The organism is Gordonia hankookensis (assembly GCF_014673215.1).
Taxonomy (GTDB): domain Bacteria; phylum Actinomycetota; class Actinomycetes; order Mycobacteriales; family Mycobacteriaceae; genus Gordonia; species Gordonia hankookensis.
This window is the reverse complement of the sequence record NZ_JACWMS010000004.1, coordinates 292679-316238: the sequence shown is the minus strand read 5'-3', so window position 1 is coordinate 316238 and position 23560 is coordinate 292679. Positions and strand designations below refer to the sequence as shown.

At 67.8% G+C, this 23560-nt stretch carries 23 protein-coding genes; 10 read left to right on the top strand and 13 right to left on the bottom strand.

Going from position 1 to position 23560, the window contains the following annotated elements; genetic code table 11:
• Together nrdR and IDF66_RS19625 are read right to left on the bottom strand one after the other, a co-directional pair.
• On the bottom strand, positions 1-492 hold the full coding sequence (gene nrdR, locus IDF66_RS19630; protein WP_164308383.1) for a transcriptional regulator NrdR: 492 nt from the start codon (positions 490-492) through the stop codon (positions 1-3).
• Positions 493-595: 103 nt separating this feature from the next.
• Positions 596-1147: a LysM peptidoglycan-binding domain-containing protein gene (locus tag IDF66_RS19625; protein WP_190268266.1), complete on the bottom strand. Its 552-nt coding sequence runs from the start codon at positions 1145-1147 to the stop codon at positions 596-598.
• Positions 1148-1384: 237 nt separating this feature from the next.
• On the opposite strand from IDF66_RS19625, the gene lexA reads away from it, so the two are divergent.
• Entirely contained in the window at positions 1385-2143 is a 759-nt protein-coding gene (gene lexA, locus IDF66_RS19620) for a transcriptional repressor LexA (RefSeq protein WP_190268265.1), read from the top strand.
• A 17-nt stretch (positions 2144-2160) separates the two neighbouring features.
• On the opposite strand, the gene IDF66_RS19615 is transcribed toward lexA, so the two are convergent.
• Positions 2161-3909 carry a putative PEP-binding protein gene (locus IDF66_RS19615; RefSeq protein ID WP_190268264.1) on the bottom strand — a complete coding sequence of 583 codons (1749 nt, stop codon included), beginning with the start codon at positions 3907-3909 and terminating at the stop codon, positions 2161-2163.
• 130 nt (positions 3910-4039) lie between these two features.
• Between IDF66_RS19615 and IDF66_RS19610 the strand changes: the two genes are divergently transcribed.
• From IDF66_RS19610 to IDF66_RS19595, 4 genes are all read left to right on the top strand, one after another.
• Complete coding sequence (locus IDF66_RS19610; RefSeq protein WP_190268263.1) at positions 4040-4810, top strand: DeoR/GlpR family DNA-binding transcription regulator; 771 nt, start codon at positions 4040-4042, stop codon at positions 4808-4810.
• A gap of 38 nt (positions 4811-4848) precedes the next feature.
• Positions 4849-5814 (top strand): 1-phosphofructokinase family hexose kinase, encoded by a 966-nt coding sequence (locus IDF66_RS19605; protein WP_190268390.1) that lies wholly within the window; start codon positions 4849-4851, stop codon positions 5812-5814.
• Between the two features lie 118 nt (positions 5815-5932).
• Entirely contained in the window at positions 5933-8029 is a 2097-nt protein-coding gene (locus tag IDF66_RS19600; protein ID WP_190268262.1) for a PTS fructose transporter subunit IIABC, read from the top strand.
• A gap of 102 nt (positions 8030-8131) precedes the next feature.
• Positions 8132-8392 carry an HPr family phosphocarrier protein gene (locus IDF66_RS19595; protein ID WP_164308337.1) on the top strand — a complete coding sequence of 87 codons (261 nt, stop codon included), beginning with the start codon at positions 8132-8134 and terminating at the stop codon, positions 8390-8392.
• Positions 8393-8536: 144 nt separating this feature from the next.
• Here IDF66_RS19595 and hflX read toward each other — a convergent pair whose 3' ends face one another.
• The 4 genes from hflX to IDF66_RS19575 all read right to left on the bottom strand — a co-directional run bounded on the left by hflX (position 8537) and on the right by IDF66_RS19575 (position 12751).
• Positions 8537-10048 (bottom strand): GTPase HflX, encoded by a 1512-nt coding sequence (hflX, locus tag IDF66_RS19590; protein ID WP_190268261.1) that lies wholly within the window; start codon positions 10046-10048, stop codon positions 8537-8539.
• Positions 10049-10123: 75 nt separating this feature from the next.
• The gene (dapF, locus tag IDF66_RS19585) at positions 10124-11071 is read right to left on the bottom strand and encodes a diaminopimelate epimerase (protein ID WP_190268260.1); all 948 of its coding nucleotides are present in this window, start codon (positions 11069-11071) and stop codon (positions 10124-10126) included.
• A 46-nt stretch (positions 11072-11117) separates the two neighbouring features.
• Complete coding sequence (gene miaA / locus IDF66_RS19580) at positions 11118-12029, bottom strand: tRNA (adenosine(37)-N6)-dimethylallyltransferase MiaA (RefSeq protein ID WP_190268259.1); 912 nt, start codon at positions 12027-12029, stop codon at positions 11118-11120.
• On the bottom strand, positions 12026-12751 hold the full coding sequence (locus tag IDF66_RS19575) for a class III extradiol ring-cleavage dioxygenase family protein (RefSeq protein ID WP_190268258.1): 726 nt from the start codon (positions 12749-12751) through the stop codon (positions 12026-12028). Before IDF66_RS19575 ends, miaA begins: the two co-directional genes overlap by 4 nt.
• A gap of 195 nt (positions 12752-12946) precedes the next feature.
• Between IDF66_RS19575 and IDF66_RS19570 the strand changes: the two genes are divergently transcribed.
• Positions 12947-14371, top strand: coding sequence for a DUF349 domain-containing protein (locus tag IDF66_RS19570; RefSeq protein WP_164308332.1), 1425 nt, complete (start codon positions 12947-12949; stop codon positions 14369-14371).
• A 21-nt stretch (positions 14372-14392) separates the two neighbouring features.
• Here the strand turns inward: IDF66_RS19570 and IDF66_RS19565 are convergent, their stop codons facing one another.
• Both IDF66_RS19565 and miaB read right to left on the bottom strand, forming a co-directional pair.
• Positions 14393-15046: an Rv2732c family membrane protein gene (locus IDF66_RS19565; protein ID WP_223309862.1), complete on the bottom strand. Its 654-nt coding sequence runs from the start codon at positions 15044-15046 to the stop codon at positions 14393-14395.
• Complete coding sequence (gene miaB, locus IDF66_RS19560) at positions 15046-16626, bottom strand: tRNA (N6-isopentenyl adenosine(37)-C2)-methylthiotransferase MiaB (protein ID WP_190268257.1); 1581 nt, start codon at positions 16624-16626, stop codon at positions 15046-15048. The genes IDF66_RS19565 and miaB overlap by 1 nt, the downstream gene beginning before the upstream one ends.
• A 156-nt stretch (positions 16627-16782) precedes the next feature.
• Here miaB and IDF66_RS19555 point away from each other — a divergent pair, with 156 nt between their 5' ends.
• From IDF66_RS19555 to IDF66_RS19540, 4 genes are read left to right on the top strand one after another with little or no spacing between them, the layout of a single operon-like run.
• Positions 16783-17511, top strand: coding sequence for an amino acid ABC transporter ATP-binding protein (locus IDF66_RS19555; RefSeq protein WP_190268388.1), 729 nt, complete (start codon positions 16783-16785; stop codon positions 17509-17511).
• Between the two features lies 1 nt (position 17512).
• Positions 17513-18541, top strand: a complete 1029-nt coding sequence (locus tag IDF66_RS19550) for a glutamate ABC transporter substrate-binding protein (protein WP_190268256.1) — start codon at positions 17513-17515, stop codon at positions 18539-18541.
• Positions 18542-18561: 20 nt separating this feature from the next.
• Positions 18562-19245 (top strand): amino acid ABC transporter permease, encoded by a 684-nt coding sequence (locus IDF66_RS19545; RefSeq protein ID WP_190268255.1) that lies wholly within the window; start codon positions 18562-18564, stop codon positions 19243-19245.
• Positions 19242-20135 carry an amino acid ABC transporter permease gene (locus tag IDF66_RS19540; RefSeq protein ID WP_190268254.1) on the top strand — a complete coding sequence of 298 codons (894 nt, stop codon included), beginning with the start codon at positions 19242-19244 and terminating at the stop codon, positions 20133-20135. Before IDF66_RS19545 ends, IDF66_RS19540 begins: the two co-directional genes overlap by 4 nt.
• A gap of 49 nt (positions 20136-20184) precedes the next feature.
• Here the strand turns inward: IDF66_RS19540 and IDF66_RS19535 are convergent, their stop codons facing one another.
• The 4 genes from IDF66_RS19535 to IDF66_RS19520 form a co-directional block, all read right to left on the bottom strand.
• Positions 20185-20769, bottom strand: a complete 585-nt coding sequence (locus tag IDF66_RS19535; protein WP_190268253.1) for a regulatory protein RecX — start codon at positions 20767-20769, stop codon at positions 20185-20187.
• Entirely contained in the window at positions 20738-21781 is a 1044-nt protein-coding gene (gene recA, locus IDF66_RS19530; protein ID WP_161059303.1) for a recombinase RecA, read from the bottom strand. The genes IDF66_RS19535 and recA overlap by 32 nt, the downstream gene beginning before the upstream one ends.
• Positions 21782-22052: 271 nt before the next feature.
• Positions 22053-22247 carry a DUF3046 domain-containing protein gene (locus IDF66_RS19525; RefSeq protein WP_164308325.1) on the bottom strand — a complete coding sequence of 65 codons (195 nt, stop codon included), beginning with the start codon at positions 22245-22247 and terminating at the stop codon, positions 22053-22055.
• A 31-nt stretch (positions 22248-22278) separates the two neighbouring features.
• Entirely contained in the window at positions 22279-23448 is a 1170-nt protein-coding gene (locus tag IDF66_RS19520) for a glycosyltransferase (protein WP_190268252.1), read from the bottom strand.
• Between the last annotated feature and the right edge of the window lie 112 nt (positions 23449-23560).

Here is a 23560-nt window from a genome sequence, read left to right as displayed (position 1 = left end):
TCAGTCGGCGACGGTCGGCCCCGCAGCGTCCACTGCCCTCTCGTGCGTCAGGTCACCCTGCAGGTCGTCGATCTCACGCTGGAAGTCCTCGAGCGAGTCGAACGAGCGATACACCGACGCAAACCGGAGATAGGCCACCTCATCGAGCTCACGCAACGGTTTGAGGATCGCCAATCCCACCTCGTTGCTGGGGATCTCGGCCGATCCGGATGCGCGCACCGCATCCTCGACCTGTTGCGCGAGCTGAGCGAGGGCGTCTTCGGCCACGGCGCGCCCCTGGCAGGCCCGACGAACCCCGCGCATCACCTTCTCGCGGCTGAAAGGTTCGGTGACCCCGTTGCGTTTTGCCACCGACAGCACGGCGCTCTCCACCGTCGAGAACCGGCGACCACACTCCGCACACGAACGGCGCCGTCGGATCGCCTGCCCTTCATCGGCGACACGCGAGTCGATGACCTTGGTGTCTTCGTTCTTACAAAACGGGCAGCGCATGTTGTCCTCACGCACATCTCGGGACACTCCGGCGCACCGGATGCTCGCTACGCCGTGCCGGTTTCCGGCTGGAACCTGTGCCATGGAGGATACCGTCCGTCGCTCAGCGGTATGCGGGCGCGATCAGTGCCTGACCGATCCGGAGGCCCGTGGACGGCAGCGCGTTGCGCTCGACGATCTGATCGATGACCGACTGCCGCGGCAGGTCCGGAGCCACCCGATCGGCGATCGAGCTCAGGGTGTCGCCCTGCCGGACATGCACGACCTCGGTGCCCACCGGTTGCGGGGCCACGGACGCGGCGTAGTTCGACCCGACGATCGCGACAACCCAGACGAGCGCCGCCAGTGCTCCTCCGACCAGCACCGCGAGCGCGGCCGCACGACGGCGCGCATAGACCAGTCGCTCATCTGCCGGTGCCGCACACCGGGTGCCGACGATCGTCGTACCCACGTTGCGTCGACCCGCCGGACGACGGTCGGCCGGACGGGTCGGCTCGACCCTAGCGGCACGCCGTGGACGCGCACCGACGCCCGAGGTGGCCGGCCGTCGCGGGGCGAGCGCCGGTGTCTCGCGGGTCTGGGTGCCACTGCTCGGCGCGTGGCGCGCGGACGTCTCGCGGACGGACGCCTCTCGGGTCAAGGTTGCTGTGCTCATCGTGTCCTCCCGGGATCCGAATCGGGCGTCTCATCGATCACATGTTCGATGGAACGCATGTTCGATTTGTAGCACGATGCGCCGACAAAGTCCCGACACGCGTCGAACAAATGTTTGAACCTGTCGGCGGGTTCGGTTAACCTCGGCCGTAAGACAACCGATCGACCAGCGATTTTGCGAGGCGAACCGGTTCCGGCGGCAGCCGACGATGCAAGAGCCGACAGGAAGGACTCAGCGATGAGCGACAAGGCCGGTGGGCGGCGTGGAGCCACCCGCGGGATCCACGAGACCGCGCACGCCCCCGACGACACGTCGGATCCGGCACCCGTCGTCGCCGACCCCGAGGCCGCCGAGGCGGCTCTCACCGCTCGGCAGCGCGGGGTCCTGGAGTTCATCCGTCAGTCCGTGCGGGAGCGTGGCTACCCGCCCAGCATCCGCGAGATCGGCGACGCCGTCGGACTGACGTCCACGTCGTCGGTGGCCCATCAACTCCGCACTCTGGAACGCAAGGGATTGCTCAAGCGCGACCACAACCGGCCGCGCGCGGTCAACATCCAGGACGGCGACCACACCCCGCCCGGCGGCGCCGCGGCCGGACTGGCCGACGGTCAGGAATTGCCCACACCGACGTTCGTGCCCGTCCTCGGGCGGATCGCCGCCGGCGGACCGATCCTGGCCGAGCAGGCCGTCGAGGATGTCTTCCCGTTACCTCGAGAACTGGTCGGAGAGGGATCACTGTTCCTGCTGCGCGTCGTCGGTGAGTCGATGATCGACGCCGCCATCTGCGACGGCGACTGGGTCGTGGTCCGACAGCAGAACGTCGCCGACAACGGTGACATCGTCGCGGCCATGATCGACGGCGAGGCCACCGTGAAGACGTTCAAGCGCAAGGACGGTCACGTGTGGCTGATGCCCCACAACGACCTCTTCGATCCCATCCCGGGCGACGAGGCCGCGATCCTCGGCAAAGTCGTCACCGTGATGCGGCGCGTCTGAGGCCCGACGGCCGGGAGTCAGCCACCGAGCGCAGCGGACGCCACCGCACGGGCCTCCGCGGGATCGGCTGTTCTCAGCACTGCTTGCGCGGCTGACCGGCACTGATCGAGGGTCACCTCCGCGAGGCGAGCGCCGACCGGAGCAGCCGCGGCGGGTGCCGCGGACAACGAGCTGACACCCATGCCGACGAGGACACAGGCCAGCAGCGGATCGGCGGCCGCCTCGCCGCAGACCCCGACCGGTTTGCCCGCCGCCTCTCCGGCGCGGGCGACCATGTCGATCAGTGCCAGCGCCGCCGGCTGCCACGGATCCGTCAATGTGGCGAGTTCTGCGGACATCCGATCGGCGGCCATCGTGTACTGCGTCAGATCATTGGTGCCGATCGAGACGAAGTCGACCTCGGCCATGATCGCGGGGGCCAGGATCGCCGCGGCCGGCACCTCGACCATCACCCCCGCGACCAACCCGCGGCGCCGCACTTCGCCCGCGAATTCCGCTGCCTCGGACGGCGATGCGATCATCGGCGCCATCACCCACGGAGTGGCTCCGCTCTCCCGAGCAGCGGCCGCGATCGCATCGAGCTGATCCGCGCGGATCTCGGGATGGTCGATCGCGATGCGATTGCCCCGCACGCCCAGCGCCGGGTTGGCCTCGTTGAGCTGGGTCACGAATTTCAGCGGCTTGTCCGACCCGGCGTCGAGCGTCCGGATCACCACTTTCCGGTCGGCGAATGCGTCGATCACCTCGCGGTACAACGTCGCCTGCTCGGCGATCGTCGGGGCCTCGGTACGCTCGAGGAACGCCAACTCCGTGCGGAACAATCCGACACCCTCGACCGGGTGACCGGATGCGTTTCGTGCCGACGCCCCGTCGGCGACGTTCGCGAGCACCGAGACCCGATGCCCGTCCGAGGTCGTCCCGGGTCCCGTCCATGACGCCACCGCTGCGGCTTTGCGGCGACTCTCGTCCACGCCGGCGAGCGCCACCGCCTCGTCGGGTTCGATCTCGAGCGTGCCCGCCGTCCCGTCGACGAGCACCGTGGTGCCGACGGCCACGGTGGCGAGCCCACCCACGGCGACCACGCATGGAATCCCCAACTGGCGGGCGATGATCGCGGTGTGACTCGTGGGACCTCCGAGACGCGTGACGAGCGCGGTGATCAACGTCGGGTCGAGCCCGGCGGTGTCCGCCGGGGCGAGATCGTCGGCGAGCAGCACCGACGGCACCGGTGGTTCCGGCACGCCGGGCTCGGGTATCCCCAGCAACTCGGCGACCACCCGATCCCGGACGTCGTTGAGATCGGTGACCCGCTCGGCCATCAGTCCACCGAGCTTGGTGAACATCACGGCGAACTGCTCGGTCGCCGCCGCGGCCGCGGCCGGCGCGGGGGTGCCCTTGGCGATCAACGCAGTCGCCGCACCGACCCAGCCGCGGTCCTCGGCGAGACCAGCGGTCGCCACGAGCACCTCCGACGCGGCGCCCGAGGCATGCGAGGCCCGCTCCCGGAGTCGTCCCGCCACCGTCGCCGCGGCATCGGTGAAGCGTTTGGCCTCGACCTCACGCTCGTCCGCGGCAACGTCGGCCTCTGCACTCGGGTCGTAGTCCGGGCGGGCGCCCGGCCAGATGGCCGGACCGAAGGCCTTTCCGGCCACCACGGGTGTCCCCTGCAAAACCTGTGTCTGTGTCACCGAAGTCCTATCTGTCCGTCGGTCCGGGAAACGATCCCGTCCCGGACTCACTGGCCTGTCTCGAGCAGCCGAGCACATGTGCAATGAACCCGTAACTGGAAGTTATGTGATTCAAGTTACAAGAAAACCTTGACTTGTCAACATAAACAGGCGTAAACACAGATATAGCAACATCTAAATCCACAGATTCCAACAGACGAGGACATCCGTGTACGCCGAAGAACGTCAGCAGGCGATCGCCGATCAGGTACGGGCCAATGGCCGCGCGTCGGTCGCCGCCTTGGCCACGCTGTTCGACGTGACCAGTGAGACGGTCCGTCGGGATCTCGCAACCCTCGAGCGCGCAGGGCATCTTCAGCGGGTACACGGCGGCGCGGTTCGGCCGGGTTCCACGCCGGTGATCGGCGAGCTCGGCATCGACGAACGCCAGATGACCCACACCCATGAGAAGGTCGCCATCGGCCGAGCGGCGATCCGGTTCCTCCCACCGGACGGTGGTTCGCTGTTCTTCGACGCCGGCACCACCACCTTCCAGGCCGCCCTCGCCCTGCCACGTGACCGCCGTCTGACCCTGATCACCCACAGCATCCCGATCGCGGCCGCTCTGGCCGGCCACCACTCGTCGGACCTACATGTCCTGGGAGGCCGGGTCCGCGGACTCACACAGGCGACCGTCGGCTCCGAGACGGTGGCGGCATTGGAACGACTGCGCATCTCGACAGCCTTCGTCGGCGCAAACGGGATCACCGAGTCACACGGACTCTCCACCCCCGACCCGGACGAGGCCGCCATCAAGGCAGCCATCGTCAGGGTTGCCAATCGCGTTGTGGTGCTTTCTGATTCATCAAAGATCGACCGTGAGGACCTGTCCTCGTTCGCCGATCTCGCAGATATCGACGTGCTGGTCACCGACGCCGGGATCGACCCGGTCACCTCCGCGGCTCTGTCGGCACGCGGGATCGACGTCGTGATCGCGTGACCGAGAGGACCCCCATGACACGACCATCACCACCGCCGGTGATCCTGACCGTCACCGCCAATCCGAGCCTCGACCGCACCCTGGAGCTCGCCGCACCGCTGCGCCGCGGTGAGGTGCAGCGCGCGACGTCGGTGCGTGCCGAGCCCGGCGGCAAGGGTGTCAACGTCGCACGAGTGGTGTCCGAGGCAGGGCTGGCGACGCTTGCGGTCCTGCCCGCGCGGACCGGTGACCCACTCCTCACCGCGCTCGACACGGTTGATCTCCCCTACCTCGCCCTGCCGATCGACGGCGACGTCCGCTCCAACGTCACGGTCGCCGACCCCGACGGCACGACCACCAAGATCAACGCACCGGGCTTCGGGCTGACGCCCGCCGACACACATGCCCTCGTCGACCTGATCGTCGAGAACGCGCGCGACGCAAGCTGGGTGGCACTGTGTGGGTCACTGCCACCGGGACCGTCGGACAACTGGTACCGGACCGTCATCGACGAGCTCGACGGACAGGACTGCCAAGTCGCGGTGGACACCTCCGGCGGCCCACTGTCGGCGACGGTCCGGGGTCGTGTGGACCTGCTGAAACCCAACGACGAGGAGCTGGCCGAGGCCACCGGCGTGGATCCGGCGCGTCTCGTCGCCGCGACGTCGCGAGGCGATTACGCACCGCTCATCGGCGCGGCGCGCTCTCTCGTCGACCAGACCGGGGCCGCCATCCTCGCCACCCTCGGTGCGGCCGGGGCGATCCTGGTCACCGACTCCGGAACCTGGTTCGCCACTCCGCCACCGATCGTGCCACGCAGCACGGTCGGCGCCGGGGACTCGGCCCTCGCCGGGTATCTGATCGCGGAGACCCGCGGCGCCACCGAGCCGGAGCGGCTCCGGAGCGCCGTCGCCTATGGCTCGGCAGCCACCGCGCTCGCCGGCACTCAGCCACCCGCGCCGGGCCGGCTCGATCTCGACGGGGTGACGGTCACCGACCTCTCCGGGGCCGCCCAGCTCGGATGACACTCGACGATCGCACGCACGGGCCTGCCCCCGACAGACGGACTGCCCCGACCCCGCCACCACGAACCCCGCCACCACGAACCCGACGACAGCACACCCCCAGGTAGAAGGAAATCCGATGTCCGAACAGATCATCACGACGCAGACGGTGAGACTCGACGTCGATGCGGGCGCCGACCCGGCGGCCGTGATCGGCTATCTCGCCGAGGTTCTACAGGCTGCAGGCCGTACCACCGATGCCGCCGACCTCACTCGAGGGGCGCTCGACCGCGAGGCGAAGTCCGCGACCGGGCTGCCCGGTGGAATCGCGATCCCGCATGCCCGCGCCGAGTCCGTCACCGAGGCCAGTCTCGCGATGGCACGGCTGTCCGCCAAGGTCGATTTCGGTGCACCCGACGGCCCGGCAGACCTCGTGTTCCTGATCGCGGCACCGTCCGGCGGCGCATCCGAGCACATGAAACTGCTGAGCTCACTTGCGCGGTCGCTGGTCCGCCCCGATTTCGTCGCGTCCCTGCGCGAGGCCGAGAGCGATGAGCGGGTGGTACAACTCGTCGACGAGGCGATCAATCCCGCACCCGCACAACCTGCGGCATCCACCGCCGCGGCAACCACAGCCGCAACAGCAGCAGCAACGGCCCCGGCATCAGTCGGCGTCGCTTCGTCTCCGTCCTCGGGTCCGGCCGTCCCCGAGCGCACGTCGATCGTCGCGATCACCGCGTGCCCGACCGGGATCGCGCACACCTACATGGCGGCAGATGCCCTCAAGTACGCGGCCGAACGCGCCGACGTCGACTTCCACGTGGAGACGCAGGGGTCGTCGGCGACAACCGCATTCGATCCGCAGGTGATCGCGAGCGCCGACGCCGTGATCTTCGCCACCGACGTCGGCGTCAAGGGCAAGGAACGTTTCCACGGTAAGCCCGTCATCTCCTCCGGCGTCAAACGGGCGATCAACGAGCCCGATGCGATGATCGCCGAAGCGGTTGCAGCCGCGGACAATCCGAACGCCGCGGTGGTGGCGGGCACCGGCGACGGCGTCCCGGACAACGCAGCCGACGCCGGTGGTCTCGGCGTCGGCAAGCAGGTCCAGCAGGCGCTGATGACCGGCGTCAGCTACATGATCCCGTTCGTCGCCGCCGGCGGTCTGCTCATCGCCCTCGCCTTCCTCCCGTTCCTCGGGGGCTACGAGATCGCCAACTCGACACTCGACACCTCCGGCGCGCTCAACGACGGACAGTTCATCGCGCTCAACAACAGCCTGTGGGATCTGCCTGCCGGCGGCCTCGGCCAATACATCGGTGCGGTGTTGTTCGCGGTCGGCGGCCTCGCCATGAGCATGCTGGTCCCGGTACTGGCCGGCTACATCTCGTTCGCCATCGCCGATCGCCCCGGTATCGCACCCGGTTTCGTCGCGGGTCTCGTGTCGGTCGCCGTCGGTGCCAGCTTCATCGGTGGTCTGGTCGGTGGTCTCATCGCCGGTGTCGCGTGCCTGTGGATCGCCCGACTCCCGTTGCCGCAGTGGGCACGAGGGCTGATGCCGGTGGTGATCATCCCGCTGCTGGGCAGTTTGATCATCGGCGTGTTGCTGTACATGCTGCTCGGCAAGCCGCTCGCGTGGGTCACCGATCAGATGACCGATGGCCTCAACAGCATGTCCGGCGGCTCTGCGGTCGTCCTGGGCATCGTGCTCGGCCTGATGATGTGCTTCGACCTCGGCGGCCCGGTCAACAAGGCGGCATATCTGTTCGCCACCGCGGGACTCGCGATCGGCGGCAATGCGCAGCTGGAGATCATGGCCGCGGTGATGTGCGCAGGCATGGTGCCGCCGCTGGCGCTGGCGCTGGCAACTGTACTGCGCCCGAGGCTGTTCACCGAGCCGGAGCGTGAGAACGGCAAGGCCGCATGGCTGCTCGGTGCCTCGTTCATCTCCGAGGGTGCGATCCCGTTCGCTGCGACCGACCCGTTCCGCGTGATCCCGTCGATGATGGCAGGCGGCGCCCTGTCCGGTGCGTTGATCATGGCGTTCGGCGTCACCCAGCGCGCCCCGCACGGCGGCATCTTCGTCTTCTTCACCATGAACCACTGGGTCCTGTTCCTGGTGGCGCTCGCCGCCGGAACCGCCTTGTCCGCGTTCCTCGTCATCGCCGCCAAGCAATGGAGCACCGCGCGGAAAGAGGCGACCGCCGTACCCGAACTCGAGACCATCGCGGCCTGAGGTGATCGGCCAAGCCGCACCCCGCCGCCGCGAAACGCGTGCACAATCGTCGTCAGCGAAACAATTCAGACATCACCACCGCATGAGTGAGGAGACACCCACATGCCCAGCACCACCGTCACCGTCGGATCCGCCGTCGGCCTGCATGCCCGCCCCGCGACGATCATCGCCGAGGCGGTCGCGGACGCCGGCACCGCGGTCACCATCGGCCTCGAGGGCGGAGATCCGGTGGATGCCGGTTCGGCTCTGATGATCATGACTCTCGGCGCCGAGAAGGGCACCAACGTCGTGGTCACGGCCGAGGATCAGAACACCCTCGATGCGATAGCCACCCTGGTCGCCAAGGATCTCGACGCCGACTGAGGGCCGAAGCCCTCCTTGGCTTCCCGCCGGTCGCGCACACATACTGCTGTCGATCGGGCACACACCATTCCGTCGAGGGTGCGTGGGCATCACCGCCGACGCGCACTCGACGGAATTCTGTGCACACTCGGCGGATGGGCTACATCACCGCGAGGTCGTCACCGTGAGATCGTCGAGCGCGCCTGCGAAGGCGGCCGGGACGCGCACGCGCATCCGGGTGCCGTCCGCGGTGTGTTCGCTCGACAGCACCTCGCCCTCCTCGTGAATCCGCGACACCACGTCACCACGGGTGTAGGGCACGTCGATCGTCAGCTCCACGTCGGAGCGGCCGATGAACTCGCGGAGCCGGTCGAACAGCTCGGGCAATCCCTCACCGGTGCGCGCGGACACGAACACCGCATCACCGAACGCCCCACGCAGTTCGGCCATCCTGGTGGCGTCGACGGCGTCGATCTTGTTGATCACCAACAGTTCCGGCGGCGGCGGGGCGTCCTCCTCGGCGACGACTTCGTTGATCACCTGACGCACCGCCGAGATCTGTTCGGCAGGAAAGGCATCCGCACCGTCGACGACGTGGAGGACAAGGTCGGCGTCGACCACTTCCTCCAATGTCGACCGAAACGCCTCGACGAGCTGCGTCGGCAGGTGCCGCACGAAGCCGACGGTGTCGGTGAACACCACTGCGCGGCCGTCGTCGAGGGTGGCGCGACGCGTGGTGGGGTCGAGGGTGGCGAACAGCGCGTCCTGCACGAGGACGCCGGACCCGGTCATCGCATTGACGAGACTCGACTTGCCGGCGTTCGTGTACCCGGCGACCGTCAGTCGAGGGATGGCGTTACGTTCGCGCGCCGCGCGCATCACGGTGCGCGATTTCTTCATCCCACGGATCTCCCGGCGCAGCTTCGCCATCCGCTCGCGAATCCGCCGACGATCCGTCTCGATCTTCGTCTCGCCCGGACCACGCAGACCCACACCACCGTTACTTCCCGCGCGACCACCCGCCTGGCGCGACATCGACTCGCCCCACCCACGCAGCCGGGGCAGCATGTACTCCATCTGGGCGAGCGACACCTGGGCTTTGCCCTCTCGCGACGTCGCGTGCTGGGCGAAGATGTCGAGGATCAGTGCGGTGCGGTCGATGACCTTGACCTTGACGATCTTCTCCAGCGCGGTGAGCTGAGCCGGAGTGAGTTCACCGTCGCAGATCACGGTGTCGGCACCGGAGGTCAGGACGGCCTCCCCGAGTTCGTCGGCCTTGCCGGACCCGATGTAGGTGGCCGAGTCGGGCCGCGACCGCCGCTGGATCAGCGCGTCGAGAACCTGCGAGCCGGCCGTCTCGGCCAGTGCGGCGAGTTCGACCATGCTGGCGCGCGCCTGGGCGGCGCTGCCCTCGGTCCAGACACCGACCAGGACGACGCGTTCGAGTCGCAGCTGCCGGTATTCGACCTCGGTGACGTCGGTGAGTTCGGTCGACAATCCGGCGACACGCTGCAGAGAGGCGCGCTCGGAGAGCTGGAGCTCACCCGTCGTGGGTTGGGCCAGACCGCGGAGGATGTCGCGGCCGCTGCCCGGCGCGGTGGCGGTCTCCGGGAGGTCGGTGAGATCGTCGTCGTCCGGGGTGGACAGGGAAAATGGTGTGGATGCTGATTCGGTCATAGGCACGACCATGATCTCATGTCATGGAACCGCACAGCACCTGGTTTTCCGGTGACCGCCGGGTGGCCACCGAGATCAGTCCGGAAGTCGGTCCCAACCGGCCCGCAGTTCACCGTCGGCGACCAGCATCGATGGTCCGCGCAGGTGGGACCCGTCGGTCCGGACACCCACCTCGACGCGACCACCGGGCACAGTGATGCAGAGAGTTCCGGTTGACTGGTCACCGGCGGCCAGGATCGCGGCGCCCGCCGCCACCAGACCGGTCCCGCAACTGCGCGTCTCGCCCACGCCGCGCTCGAACACCCGCATCGCCGCAGGTAGACGGCCTCGTTCGTCGACAGGTCCGGGGGGTGTCACCAGTTCCACGTTGGCACCGTGCGGGAAGGCCTGGCTGTCGATCTCGACCCCCGCGGTGAAGTCGACAGCCGCCAGGTCGGCGGCGCTCATGTCCGGCACCACGCAGGCCAGGTGTGGATTGCCCACGTCGACCATCGCACCGCGATACGCGTCGTCGCCGATCCGCACCAACGATTCGCCGTCCAGACGCACCTGCCCCATCTCGACGGTCACGTCGGCGCGGACCTCGTCGTGGCTGTGCACGATCACCGGTCGGGCACCGGCGCGCGATCCGACGGTGAACGCGTCGTCGGCGACCAGACCCGAGGCCCGCAGGTGGTGGGCGAACACCCGCACACCGTTCCCGCACATCTCCGCGATCGATCCGTCGGCGTTGCGGTAGTCCATGAACCAGTCGTCGGGCCCGACGCCGTCGGGCAGCGCGGTCAGCACTCCCCGCTCGACAAGCGCCGCCGAGCGCACCACCCGCAGGAGGCCGTCGGCGCCGATGCCGCGCCTGCGGTCGCACAGCGCGGCCACCGTGGGCTCGGTCAATTCGAGGTCCGCCGCCGGGTCGGTGAGGATGACGAAGTCGTTCTGGGTGCCGTGCCCCTTCACGAAACGCCGACGGTCGGAGGCCGATCCGGGCCGGGCGGGGGACTGTGCAGTGGACTGGGTCGCCGTCACCCCATCCAGGGTACGGGCCGTCCTCCGGGCCCCGGCCACGCACCGATCAGCCGTGGCCGATCGCCCGGAGTGCGGCGTCGATCAGGTCGGGTTCCGCAGCGTCGAGCCAGATGATGCGATGGTCGCGGCGGAACCACGAACGCTGCCGGCGAACGTAGCGCCGCGTCCCGATGAAGGTGAGCTCCTCGGCCGTCGCCATGTCGTGTTCGCCGTCGAGAGCCGCGAGGACCTGTGCATATCCGATGGCCCGCGAGGCCGTCCGGCCCTCCCGTAGTCCGACCTCGCAGAGGTCGCGCACCTCCGTTTCCAGCCCACCGGCGAACATCTGCCGGGTGCGCAACCGGATCCGCTCGTCCAGGGCGCCGGTCTCCCGGTCGAGAGCGAGGATTCGCGTACCCCACCGAGGGTCTCCGATGGTGGGTGCCGACGCCGCGAACGGTTCACCGGTGATCTCCACGACCTCGAGGGCACGCACGATCCGTCGGCCATCGGTGGCGAGGATGGACGCCGCCGCCTGCGGATCGACCTCGGCGAGACGCTGATGGAGACGGGCCACCCCCACGTCGGCGAGCATCGCCTCATATTTCGCCCGCACATCGGCGTCGGTCGCCGGGAACCGCCAATTGTCCAGCAGCCCCTGGATGTACATCATCGACCCGCCGACCAGGATCGGGGTCCGGCCCGCGGTGAGCAACGTCTGGACGTCATCCGTGGCAGCCTGCTGATACCGCGCGACGGTCGCCGTCGCGGTCACGTCGAGGACATCGATCTGGTGATGCGGGATCCCTCGGCGCTCCGGCACCGTCAGTTTCGCCGTCCCGATGTCCATCCCTCGGTACTGCTGCATCGCGTCGAGGTTGACGATCTCGCCGTCGAGTCGCTCCGCGAGATCGAGCGCGAGATCCGACTTGCCGCTCGCAGTGGGACCGACGACCGCAACCGGGATCGGAGTGGTCATTGCGGAGTCCAGACCGCGACAACGTAACCCACCCCGAAGGGCGCGCGCGCGTATCGCAGTTCGCCGTGCATCCGACGACCGGCGCACAGCGCTGCCGCGACCTGCCAGACCGGTCGCCCGCCAACGCCTTCGGCGGCGCACACCTCGGGATCGAGCCCGGCGAGTGCTGCGACGTCGGCGGTGCCGAGCGCGTCGTCGATGATCTCCTGCAGACGCACGCCGGTTTCCCGCAGGCCGCCGCCGGGAGCCCGCGGCGACAACGAGATCGCACCGTCGCCGACGACGAGGACGCCGATCGGCTCCGACTCGCCGTCCACCCGGCCGGCGAGCTCGGCACCCAGTTGTGCACACCGGGCAGGCGTCTCGCCCGGTGCCACCGGGACGGGGGTGACGACGTCTGCCCCGGCCTCGGCACGGAGCCAGCCCGCGATCAGCAGCGACAACGGCAGGCCGCGGGTGTCGTCCGCTCGACCACCGGCGTCAGCCGCGTCGAGAAACACCGGCACATCGACCCCGTAGGGCCGGAACGTCCCGGCCGTGCCGACCTGGTCGGCGTCGGTATCGGTGGCGCCGACGGCGATCCACGTCGACGCCGTCGCGGCCAGATCTCGGCCCGCCGCCCGGGTCGCTGCGCGCACCTCGTCGGTGTCGACGGCGAGGCCGCCGGCCAGAGCCGGCACCAGCAGAGGAGCACTCGGCACGAAGACCACGGACGCCAGCACGCCCACGACGCTAGTCGAGCGATGAGGCGCACTCAGCACCGGTGTCGCGGTGCAATGTCGTGGCAGCGGCCCCATGAAGAGCGCTGACCTGTTTGAATGGGTAGACCTCCGTGTCGACGCCGGGCGCCACAGAGGTATCGATGCGACGGCAGCCGTGACGCGCGGCAACCAACCTGCGGGAGAGGGCACCTGCACATGACTGATCCGACCGATCCGACAAATGCCTCCGAGGTGACGGAGTCGACGACCCCTGCCGACACCGCGGCGACACCTGGTCCGTCGCCGTCGCCAGAGGATGCGACGCCACGACCGCGGCCGAGGCCGGGACCGAAACCCGGTCCCAGGCCGGGTCCGCACCCCCGTCCCAGCGAGTTGCCGCCGGTGCCGACCCCCGTTCCGCACGGGGATCCGCATCAGTTCGGGCGGATCGACGCGGACGGTGTGGTCTGGCTCAAGGCGGCCTCCGGCGAACGGGACATCGGTTCCTGGCAAGCGGGTTCGGTCGAGGAAGGGCTCGCCCATTTCGCTCGCAAGTTCGATGACCTCGCCACCGAGGTGGAGATACTCGAGGAGCGCCTGGCGGCGCGGTCCGGCGATCCACGGAAAGCCCAGGCGGCCGCTCAACACCTGCTCGACGCGCTGCCGACGGCGGCGGTCATCGGCGACGTGGGGGCGCTCGAGGAGCGGTTGAACCTGATCGTCGGGAGTGCCGACGAGGTGGCCGACTCGATCAAGTCCGAGCGCGACCGGTTGCGCACCGAGGCGATCGCGCGCAAGGAACTGCTGGCCGCCGAAGCCGAGGAGATCGGCGCCGATTCGACACAGTGGAAGGCGGCAGGCGACCGGCTCCGGGCAATTCTCGACGAGTGGAAGACCATCAAGGGAGTCGATCGCAAGACCGACGATGCCCTGTGGAAGCGCTACGCCAAGGCGCGGGACGCCTTCAACCGTCGTCGCGGCGCCCATTTCGCCGAGCTCGACCGGGAGCGGGCCGGTGCCAAGGCCCGCAAGGAGGAACTGATCGGGCGCGCCGAGGAACTGTCCGGCTCCACCGACTGGGGCCCGACGTCGGGCAAGTTCCGTGAGCTCCTCACCGAATGGAAAGCGGCCGGTCGAGCCCCGCGCGACGCCGACGACGCCTTGTGGCAACGCTTCAAGGCCGCCCAGGATGTGTTCTTCTCGGCACGCAACGCCGCCACATCCGAGCGGGACAGTGAGTTCGCGGCCAATGCCACCGCAAAGATCGCCCTCCTCGATGCGGCCGAGAAGACCATCAATCCGGCGTCGGATCTCGACGCCGCGCGGCGCGAGTTCCGGGCATTCCGCGACAAGTGGGATGAGATCGGCAAGGTGCCGCGGGAACAGATGAGCGGCCTCGAGGGCCGGGCCCGTGCGCTGGAGAAGCGGATTCGCGACGCCGAAGACGCCCAGTGGCAGCGCACCGATCCCGAAGCGCAGGCCAGGGCCGCACAGTTCGCTGACCGCGCGGCCCAGATCGAGGATCAGGCTCGCAAGGCCGAGGAGCGCGGCAAGGCGAAGGACGCCGCCAAACTCCGCGACCAGGCGGCCCAGTGGAAAGAGTGGGCCGACGCCGCGGCCAGTGCGATCGCCGACCGCTGACCCGGCAGCTCTCCTGAACTCTCAGCTGTCCTGACCGGGTTTGCGCTGCAACGAGCGCGCCAGGGCGTCGCGGGTCGCTGCCTCTTTGCGCCGCTCTTCCTCGAGTGCCAGGTGATAGGTGCTGCGGGCCCACACGACCCGGGCCCAATGGAAGGTCAGCACGAAGACGGCCAGCCACCCGATGATCAGCCCGATACCGACGCCTGACGGCGGTTGGACTCCCCCGACGCCCGGTGTGTTCCGTGACCACCAGGCGAGCATTCCGGCGACACACGCGATCGCGTTGCCACACAGCGCTATCCACGCGATGATCCAGCGCCGGGTCAGCAACGCCAGCACCGAGGCGCCGATCCCGAAGACGGCGACGAAATAGACGAACACCTTCGAGGTGATGGTGACCCGTTCGGCCGCCGCGTCCGGGGAGAACGTCAGCACGTCGATACCGCTCGCGGAACCGGTGTGCCGTAGCACGAGCGAGAGCATCGCCACGAGGACCGCGACCGCGACCACGAGGGCGCGCATGCCGGGATCGATCTCGCCGGCGACCTTGCGTTCTGCCTTCCGCAGATCCCCTTCGTACTCGGCGAAGCGGCCCGCATCGGTCGCGCTGTCACCGTCGGCGGGCACGTCGCCCCTGCCCGTTCCGTCCTCTGGACGGTCACTCGTGTCGGCCATCAGCCACAACCTCCTGCACATCCGGTGGCGACCGGTTCGACAGGCGCCGCACCGATCGTCGGTAGACCAAGTCCTACTCCGACCGGCGGTGTCGTCGGCGTGCGGCTCGTCTCGTGGGCATCTCCGGCACGGGTCCGGCGGTGCGTCACCACCCCCGCATCGGCGATGAGGTGGTGTGGGGCAGCAGCGGTCACGTGAGTCGTCACCACGTCGCCCGGACGGATCACATCGCTTCCGACCCGCTCCCCCGCGGCGAAATGAACGAGACGCCCGTCGCGCGCCCGACCGGTCATCCGCCGGGTGTCGGCCGATTTCCGCCCCTCGTCGGCGACGACGAGTAGCTCGACCTCACGGCCCACGATGGCCCGGTTCTCGGTGAGACAGATCTCCTCCTGCAAGTCGATCAACCGTCGATAACGCTCCCCGACCACCTCGGGCGGGACCTGATCCGGCATCGAGGCGGCAGGTGTTCCGGGGCGCGGTGAGTACTGGAAGGTGAACGCGCTGGAGAACCGTGCCGCGGCGACCACGTCGAGCGTCTGCTGGAAGTCCTCCTCGGTCTCACCCGGGAAGCCGACGATGATGTCGGTGGTGATCGCGGCGTTCGGCATGGCCGACCGCACCTTGTCGAGGATGCCGAGGAACTTGCGTTGCCGGTAACTGCGCCGCATCGACTTCAGGATGCGATCGGAGCCCGACTGCAGCGGCATGTGCAACTGCGGGCAGACGTTGGGCGTCTCCGCCATCGCCTCGATGACGTCGTCGGTGAACTCGGCCGGATGCGGCGACGTGAACCGGACGCGTTCGAGACCCTCGATGCTCCCGCAGGCCCGCAACAACTCCGCAAAGGCGCCGCGGTTGCGGGGCTGGTCGGGATCGGCGAACGACATCCCGTAGGCGTTCACGTTCTGACCGAGCAGGGTCACCTCGCTGACGCCCTGGTCGACGAGCGCCTGGACCTCTGCCAGGACGTCGCCGGGCCTGCGGTCGACCTCCTTGCCGCGCAGCGACGGCACGATACAGAACGTGCAGGTGTTGTTGCAGCCGACGGAGACCGACACCCAACCGGAGTAGGCCGAGTCACGCTTGGCGGGCAGCGTCGACGGGAACCGTTCGAGTGACTCGAGGATCTCGACCTGTGCCGACTCGTTGTGTCGCGCACGTTCGAGCAGTGCGGGCAACGAACCGATGTTGTGCGTGCCGAACACCACATCGACCCACGGCGCCTTGCGCAGCACCGTGTCCTTGTCCTTCTGCGCGAGGCACCCGCCGACCGCGATCTGCATGCCGGGCCGCTCCGACTTCGCGGGCGCGAGATGTGACAGGTTTCCGTACAGCTTGTTGTCCGCGTTCTCGCGGATGGCACAGGTGTTGAACACGACCAGATCAGCATCGGCGTCGTCGGGCGCCTTGGTGTATCCGGCGTCCTCCAGGAGTCCGGCGATACGTTCCGAATCGTGCACGTTCATCTGACAGCCGTAGGTCCGCACCTGATAGCTGCGGACGGGGGCGACGACGTCGGACCCGACGCCGGCTCCGGCGTCGGGGGCGCCACGCCGCTCGGACAACTCGATACTCACGCCTCCCAGGGTACGGGCCTGCGCAAATCCGCCTTTCGACACTCGGACGGCCGATGAGCAGGACGTACTGCCCCGCTCACACTAGGGTGATTCCTTATGACCGATTCGCCGATCGAGGAACCCGCGACGACCGAACCGACGTCCGGATCGCAACCGATGATCGTCATGAAAGACGTTCAGAAGCATTTCGGATCACTGCATGTGCTGCGGGACATCAACCTCGAGGTCCCGGCCGGCCAGGTTGTCGTGGTGCTCGGCCCATCGGGCTCGGGCAAGTCCACACTGTGCCGCACCATCAACCGTCTCGAGCCCGTCGACAGCGGTGAGATCTACGTCGAGGGCAAACTGCTGCCCGACGAGGGCAAGGATCTCGCCCGCCTGCGCGCCGATGTCGGGATGGTGTTCCAGTCCTTCAATCTCTTCGCGCACAAGACAATCCTGCAGAATGTGACCCTCGCCCCCACCAAGGTGCGCAGGAAGAACAAGGCCGAGGCAAACAAGCGGGCGCTCGAACTCCTCGAACGCGTCGGCATCGAGAGCCAGAAGGACAAGTATCCGGCCCAGCTGTCCGGCGGCCAGCAACAGCGTGTCGCCATCGCGCGGTCGCTCGCGATGGCGCCGAAGATCATGCTCTTCGACGAGCCGACATCGGCGCTCGACCCCGAGATGGTCAACGAGGTACTCGACGTGATGGTCTCCCTCGCCAAGGAGGGGATGACGATGATCGTGGTCACCCATGAGATGGGCTTCGCGCGCAAGGCCGCCGATCGGGTGATCTTCATGGCCGACGGTGCGATCGTGGAGGATTCCGATCCGGAGAGCTTCTTTTCCAATCCCCGATCCGAACGCGCCCGCGATTTCCTCGGGAAGATCCTGGGCCACTGATATGGGGTTCACGAAACCATCGACGTCGGTTCGTGGTGCCCACCGGGCCACGGGAATCGGAATCCTCGCCCTCACCCTCGCGCTCGTCGCCGGAGCGCTGGCCGGCTGCGGCAACACCGATCCGCGGAACCTGCTCGACTCCATCCGCAGCGGTTCGGTCGTCCTTGGCACCAAGTACGACCAGCCCGGCCTCGGCATCCGGAACCCGGACAAGTCCGTCACCGGATTCGATCCGTCGGTCTCGACCTACGTCGTCAATCACATCGCCGATTCGTTGGGTGTCAAGCATCCCGAGATCCGCTGGCGCGAGACACCGTCCGCCCAACGCGAGACCCTGATCGACAACGGCGAGGTGGACATGATCGCGGCCACCTATTCGATCACCACTGCCCGGGCCAAGGAGGTGGCCTTCGCCGGACCGTACCTGATCAATTATCAGGGGCTGCTCGTTCGGGAGGACGACAACTCGATCACCTCACTGACCGATCTGAACGCCGGGAAGAAGCTCTGTTCGGTCACCGGCTCGACCCCCGCCCAGAACGTCAAGGCGCAGCTGCCCAACGTGCAGTTGCAGGAATACGACTCCTACTCGTCGTGCGTGGAGGCGCTGCGCCGCGGCAAGGTCGACGCGCTGACCACCGACGAGGTGATCCTTGCCGGGTATGCCAACTTCTTCCCCGACGAGTTCAAACTGGTGGGCATGTCCTATCCGGAGGACGCGTGTGTGAAGGACGCACTGAAGAAGGCGGGCACACCGTTCTCGACCGAGTACTACGGAATCGGCATGGCCAAGGAGTATCCCGACGCCGTGGCCAAGGTCAACGAGGCGATAGACGCGATGCTCGTCCCCGGCCCGGATGGCCGGTCCCCGTGGGATCGGGCGCTGCGCGACGCCATCGGCAACGAGACGGTGGACTCGATGATCGCCCGGGCCGACACCCCGGACTCGAAATACAAGTTCGCCCCCGATCCAGGGAATCTCGAGTTCCTCGATTCCACTTCCACCCCGTGCCCGCCGGGCCTGAGCTGACGAGGAAGGGCTGATCGCCGATGAGTGAACTATGGGCGGATATGGGGCCGCAGCTGTGGCCCGCCTTCTGGGTGACGCTGAAACTGACCTTCTTCTCGTCGATCGGGGCGCTGATCTGGGGCACCCTGCTGGCCGCGATGCGGGTGTCCCCGGTCCCGGTGATGCGCGGCTTCTCCGAGGTCTACATCAACGTGGTCCGCAACACCCCACTGACGTTGATCATCCTGTTCTGTTCCATCGGGCTGTACCAGAATCTCGGTCTCACCCTGGCACCGGACAACGAGAACTTCATCGACAACAACAACTTCTGGCTGGCGGTCCTCGCCTTCGTGCTCTACACGGCGACATTCGTGTGCGAGACACTACGGTCGGGCTTCAACACGGTGCCGATCGGCCAGGCGGAGGCCGCACGATCCCTGGGACTCACGTTCCCGCAGGTCTTCGGCATCATCGTGCTGCCGCAAGCGCTCCGCTCGGTCATCGGGCCGCTGGGCAGTGTGCTGATCGCCCTGACCAAGAACACCACGATCGCCTCCGTCATCGGAGTGGCTGAGGCCTCGCTGCTGATGAAAGAAGAGCTCGAGACCTTCTCCGACCAGATCGTCGCGGTGTTCGCGATCATCGCGATCGGCTTCATGATCATCACGCTGACCGAAGGTTTCGTCTTCGGGTATCTGGCCAAACGACTGGCGGTGAAACGATGAGCTCCAACGCAACCGTCCTCTACGACGCACCGGGCCCCAAGGCGCGGATCCGCAATCGCATCATTGCGATCGTCTTCATCGCCATCCTGATCGCGATTGCCGCCTACGTGCTCTACATCCTCGGCGGCAACGACCAGCTGACGTCGGAGAAGTGGAATCCCTTCGTCAAGTCGACCACCTGGACCACCTACATCCTGCCCGGGCTGTGGGGCACGCTGAAGGCGGCGGCACTCTCGATCGTCCTGGCGTTGCTGCTCGGCTCGATCCTCGGCATCGGCCGGTTGTCCGATCATCGATGGCTACGGGCGCTGTCCGGACTGTTCGTCGAGGTGTTCCGCGCGATCCCGGTGCTGATCCTGATGATCTTCGCCTACTATCTGTTCGCCGACTACGCGATCTTCCCGTCGTCACAACTCGCATTCGCGGCCGTGGTGACCGGCCTGACCCTCTACAACGGTTCGGTGATCGCCGAGATCCTGCGTTCCGGGATCAACTCTCTCCCGAAGGGCCAGACCGAGGCGTCCATGGCCTTGGGTCTGCGCAAATCGCAGATGATGCGCATCGTCCTGCTCCCCCAGGCGATTACCGCGATGCTGCCCGCGTTGATCTCCCAGATGGTGATCGCGTTGAAGGACAGCGCGCTCGGATACGCCATCGGCTACATCGAGGTGGTCCGTTCCGGCATCCAGTCCGCGTCGTACTACGGGAACTACCTCCCCGCGCTGGTGGTGGTCGCCATCGTGATGATCGTGATCAACTTCGGGTTGTCGTCGCTGGCCACCTATCTCGAACGGCGGTTGCGTCAGGGCCGGACGAAGCGAGCGGTCCCCGACGCCGAGGCGGCCGACCTCGCGGCCATGGAGAATCTGCCGACGTTCGGGCCGAAGTAGGCCGGTTCGGGTCGAAAACCCGGTGGCCGTGATGGTCACACCGTGATCGTCAGACCTCGGTGTTCACACCGTCGAGTGCCTCGGTGACGACGTCGAGTGCCTCGGTGACGACATCGATGGCCATCGACTGTGGGTAGCCCCGGCGCATCAGCATGCCCGCCAGCCGCCGGAACATGGTGTCACGCAAGGCGGGATCGGCGAGCAGTCGGTCGATCTGCGTGGGCGTCAGCTTCTTGGCGACGAGCTCGGCGGCGACGGCGCGCTCGTCGTCGGGGCTCACGTCGTCGAGCGCGGCTTCGATGATGCCGGCGTCGACACCCTTCTTGCGGAGTTCTTGACGAAGCGCGACACGCCCGCGGCCCGAATGAGTGTGCCGAGACCGCACCCATTCGTTGGCGAACTCGGTGTCGTCGACCAGCTGATGTCTCTCCAGGCGGATCATCACGTCGTCCACCGTCTCGGCATCAAAACCCTTGCGGGTCAACCGATCGACCATTTCCTGCCGGGAACGAGAGCGGACCCCGAGGAGTCGGAGTGCCGCGTCCCATGCGCTGGGACCGGTCCGTTCCTCGGGGTCCGATGTGGTACCACTCACGGCTGGATCAGAATTCCACCGGGGCGGGTGCGACCTCATCGGCGTCGACGACAGCCCCGATGCCCAGCTTCTCCTTGATCTTCTTCTCGATCTCATCCCGGACGTCGTCGTTCTCCAGCAGGAACTTCCGGGCGTTCTCCTTGCCTTGGCCCAGCTGATCGCCCTCGTAGGTGAACCACGAACCCGACTTGCGGATGAACCCCTCGGCCACGCCCATGTCGATGAGCGACCCCTCCTTGCTGATGCCCTGGCCGTAGAGGATGTCGAACTCGGCCTGCTTGAACGGCGGCGCCACCTTGTTCTTGACCACTTTCACGCGGGTGCGGTTGCCGACTGCATCGGTGCCGTCCTTGAGCGTCTCGATACGCCGGACATCAAGCCGGACAGAGGAATAGAACTTCAGGGCCTTGCCGCCGGTGGTGGTCTCCGGGGAGCCGAACATGACGCCGATCTTCTCGCGCAACTGGTTGATGAAGATGGCAGTGGTCTTCGAGTTGCTCAGGCCGGACGTCATCTTCCGCAGTGCCTGGCTCATCAGGCGAGCCTGCAGTCCCACATGACTGTCGCCCATCTCACCCTCGATCTCCGCACGCGGTACGAGCGCGGCGACCGAGTCGATGACCAGGATGTCGAGCGCGCCGGAGCGGATCAGCATGTCCGCGATCTCCAGCGCCTGTTCCCCGGTATCCGGCTGCGACACCAGCAGCGCGTCGGTGTCCACACCGAGCTTGGCCGCGTAATCGGGATCGAGAGCGTGCTCGGCATCGATGAAGGCGGCGATGCCGCCGGCGGCCTGGGCGTTCGCCACCGCGTGCAGGGCGACGGTGGTCTTACCCGAGGATTCCGGGCCGTAGACCTCCACGATCCGGCCGCGCGGGAGACCACCGATACCGAGGGCCACATCCAAGGCGATGGAGCCGGTCGGGATGACGGCGATCGGCTGGCGGGTCTCCTCGCCGAGCCGCATGACCGATCCCTTGCCGAAGTTCTTGTCGATCTGCGCGAGAGCCAGATCGAGCGCCTTCTCCCTGTCCTGGGGTGCTGCTGCCATGGGGTTCTCCTCCGAACTCGGGGCCGATGACCGGCCAGGTGGTCTGGGTGTGTGGCTGATGTGAGTTGCACGTTAGCCACGGGATCCGACAACTTCGGTCTGCGCACGTCGTCGCTTGGTCGTCTCAATGTCTGACGCACGCCCGGAGTCCGTGGTTCCGACAACACCCACAATGGACGAACATGTGTTCGATGGCAAGCACCGACACGCCCCGTGGGCAGATCGCTGCGCGCGGATCAGCGGGTGGCGGGACGGCAGCTCTGCATCGCCGTCACCAGCGTTCGCGGGGGACGTCGAAGTCTCGGCAGATGGCCACCCAGACATCTCGTGGATCGGCACCGCCTTCGATCGCCTGCGACCCGGTACGTCCACCGAACTCGAGGAGAACGTGATCGACCAGGATCGAATCTGCCGCCAGCTCCCCGAACTCGGCGGTGATCAGCTCGGTGAATTCGGTCAGACGCACGCGGCCAGCCTACCCACGCCGGACGACCTTCTCACCGCGGCAACAGACGCCGCACAACCTGTACCGGGTCGACGACCCACGCCGCCGACACCGAGGCGCGCCGTGCCGCATCGGTGTACGCCGGATCGGTGAGCACGTCGCGCGCCGCCGACGCGAGAGACCGCACCTCGACCGGCCGGACGAGACGGCCACTCCCCTGGCGTTGCACGCGATTCGCCAGTTCCCACTGGTCACCGCCGCCGGGAACCGTCACAACCGGGACACCGGCCGCGAGCGCCTTGGCCAGCATCCCGTGTCCGCCGCCACAGATCACCAGATCGGCGTCGGGCAGGATCTCGTCCTGTCGCGCCGTGGCGACCACCACATGATCCGGCAACCGTCCCGACGATGGCGGGTCGAGGGCCGAGAGCACCACGCGCACAGGGAATCCGAGCTCATCATCGGACAGCGCGGCGATCGCGGTGTCGGCCATGGCCGCGGCGCCCGTGACCGCGGTCGAGGGCGCAACCAGGACCAACGGCGCCGTCCCCGGAGGCCGCTCGAACACCGATTCGGTCGGCTCCCACAGCAACGGACCCGCGAGATGTGCGTGTACGGGCCAATCCGGTCGGAACACCTCCAGCGCCGGCAACGTCGCGACGAGGCGCGCCGCGGGTCGGGACATCGATGTGCCGAGACCGATCTCGAAGCGTGCCCGCGCCCGCTGCCGCTCACCGCGTCGCAACGATCGAGCGGTCGCCGCCCGCATCGCCCTGTCGCGCAGCCGGCCCGACCAACCGTGTCCGGGTTCGAGGCCCGCGCCGATCGGCGGCAGGCCACGCGATGGCCTGTACAGGGGGTGCGGCGACAGTTCCACCCACGGGATCCCCACGAGATCGGCCGCCCACGCGCCCCCGACGGTGATCACGTCCGAGATCACCAGGTCCACTCGGCGCTCGGCGAGCACCGGCGCCAGCGACACCGCGATCCGGGCGGCCCGTCCGCTCAGCTTCGCACCCGCGTCGGTGTCGTCGTCCCCGTCCTCGACGGCCAGGCCCGGCAGCTCGAGCACCTCGATGCCCCGGTCGGCTGCGGCCGCGCGCCACCGCAGCCCCGTGTACACGATCGTCGCGATGCCGTCGGCTCCCAGACGTTCGGCAAGGGCGAACGCCGGAAAGGCGTGTCCTGCATCAGGTCCCGCCACGATGGCCACGCGTGCCATGGATCTCCTCGCTGCCACGCACATCCGACCGACGCAGGATGCAGCGGTCGGCATGCGCATCGGACGACGAACGGCCCCCCACTCGGCGGGAGGCCGTTCGTCGTGGTCGGAT

Excerpts from the sequence above, each read along its gene's own strand:
- nrdR (WP_164308383.1), bottom strand. The coding sequence starts at position 492 with ATGCGCTGCCCGTTTTGTAAGAACGAAGACACCAAGGTCATCGACTCG.
- IDF66_RS19625 (WP_190268266.1), bottom strand. The coding sequence starts at position 1,147 with ATGAGCACAGCAACCTTGACCCGAGAGGCGTCCGTCCGCGAGACGTCC.
- lexA (WP_190268265.1), top strand. The coding sequence starts at position 1,385 with ATGAGCGACAAGGCCGGTGGGCGGCGTGGAGCCACCCGCGGGATCCAC.
- IDF66_RS19615 (WP_190268264.1), bottom strand. The coding sequence starts at position 3,909 with ATGTGCTCGGCTGCTCGAGACAGGCCAGTGAGTCCGGGACGGGATCGT.
- IDF66_RS19600 (WP_190268262.1), top strand. The coding sequence starts at position 5,933 with ATGTCCGAACAGATCATCACGACGCAGACGGTGAGACTCGACGTCGAT.
- IDF66_RS19595 (WP_164308337.1), top strand. The coding sequence starts at position 8,132 with ATGCCCAGCACCACCGTCACCGTCGGATCCGCCGTCGGCCTGCATGCC.
- hflX (WP_190268261.1), bottom strand. The coding sequence starts at position 10,048 with ATGACCGAATCAGCATCCACACCATTTTCCCTGTCCACCCCGGACGAC.
- miaA (WP_190268259.1), bottom strand. The coding sequence starts at position 12,029 with ATGACCACTCCGATCCCGGTTGCGGTCGTCGGTCCCACTGCGAGCGGC.
- IDF66_RS19570 (WP_164308332.1), top strand. The coding sequence starts at position 12,947 with ATGACTGATCCGACCGATCCGACAAATGCCTCCGAGGTGACGGAGTCG.
- IDF66_RS19565 (WP_223309862.1), bottom strand. The coding sequence starts at position 15,046 with ATGGCCGACACGAGTGACCGTCCAGAGGACGGAACGGGCAGGGGCGAC.
- IDF66_RS19555 (WP_190268388.1), top strand. The coding sequence starts at position 16,783 with ATGATCGTCATGAAAGACGTTCAGAAGCATTTCGGATCACTGCATGTG.
- IDF66_RS19550 (WP_190268256.1), top strand. The coding sequence starts at position 17,513 with ATGGGGTTCACGAAACCATCGACGTCGGTTCGTGGTGCCCACCGGGCC.
- IDF66_RS19545 (WP_190268255.1), top strand. The coding sequence starts at position 18,562 with ATGAGTGAACTATGGGCGGATATGGGGCCGCAGCTGTGGCCCGCCTTC.
- IDF66_RS19540 (WP_190268254.1), top strand. The coding sequence starts at position 19,242 with ATGAGCTCCAACGCAACCGTCCTCTACGACGCACCGGGCCCCAAGGCG.
- IDF66_RS19535 (WP_190268253.1), bottom strand. The coding sequence starts at position 20,769 with ATGAGGTCGCACCCGCCCCGGTGGAATTCTGATCCAGCCGTGAGTGGT.
- recA (WP_161059303.1), bottom strand. The coding sequence starts at position 21,781 with ATGGCAGCAGCACCCCAGGACAGGGAGAAGGCGCTCGATCTGGCTCTC.
- IDF66_RS19520 (WP_190268252.1), bottom strand. The coding sequence starts at position 23,448 with ATGGCACGCGTGGCCATCGTGGCGGGACCTGATGCAGGACACGCCTTT.